This is a genomic window from Neisseria sp. P0009.S007, assembly GCF_051962515.1.
The window spans coordinates 1-972 of the sequence record NZ_JBQCVF010000581.1; the positions used below are offsets into that span (position 1 = coordinate 1).

Annotated in this window: 1 protein-coding gene; it reads left to right on the forward strand. The window is 49.7% G+C overall.

The window, feature by feature from the left end:
* Positions 1–972: amidophosphoribosyltransferase (locus tag ACTHS3_RS14945; RefSeq protein WP_440368363.1), on the forward strand; the 972-nt coding region annotated here is incomplete at both ends.

The following is a 972-nucleotide window of genomic DNA, read 5'->3' on the forward strand; positions in this document are numbered from 1 at the left end:
GAAGAGCTCTATGAAAACGTATGCAACAAACACCTGCGCCACGTTAATACCAGCTCCGATTCTGAAGTCCTACTCAATGTATTCGCACACGAATTACGCCGCAAAGTCTCTAAAAATACAGTTTCTTACCAACTCACTATCGACAATATTTTCAACGCCGTTTCTGAAGTGCACCGTTTGGTGCGCGGCGCATACGGCGTAGTAGCCATGATTGCAGGATACGGCATGCTGGCTTTCCGGGATCCTTTCGGTATCCGTCCGTTGGTTTTGGGTTCGCAAATTGACGAATCCGGCAAAAAATCTTATGCCGTTGCCTCCGAATCCGTTGCCTTTAATGCACTTGCCTATGATTTGGAACGCGATATCCAGCCGGGAGAAGCCGTATTTATTGGTTTTGATGGCACGATTATTTCCCGTCAATGCAGCGATAAAGCCAAATTAAGCCCTTGTCTTTTTGAATATGTTTATTTTGCCCGCCCGGACTCCGTCATCGATGGCGTTTCCGTTTATCAGTCCCGTATGGATATGGGCGTATCTTTGGCAGAAAAAATCAAACGCGAGCTGCCTGTCGATGATATCGATGTCGTGATGCCGATTCCCGATACCAGCCGACCCAGCGCGATGGAGCTTGCCGTCCATCTCGAAAAACCTTACCGCGAAGGTCTGATTAAAAACCGCTACATCGGCCGCACCTTTATTATGCCCGGCCAAGCAACACGCAAAAAATCAGTGCGCCAAAAACTCAGCCCGATGGAAACCGAGTTTAACGGCAAAAGCGTTTTGTTGGTGGATGATTCCATCGTGCGCGGTACGACCAGCCGTGAAATCGTTGAAATGGTACGCGCGGCAGGCGCACGCAAAGTTTACATTGCGTCTGCTGCTCCCGAAGTGCGCTATCCGAATGTGTACGGTATCGATATGCCGACCCGTGAAGAACTGATTGCAAACGGCCGCAGCGCAGCAGAAATCGCA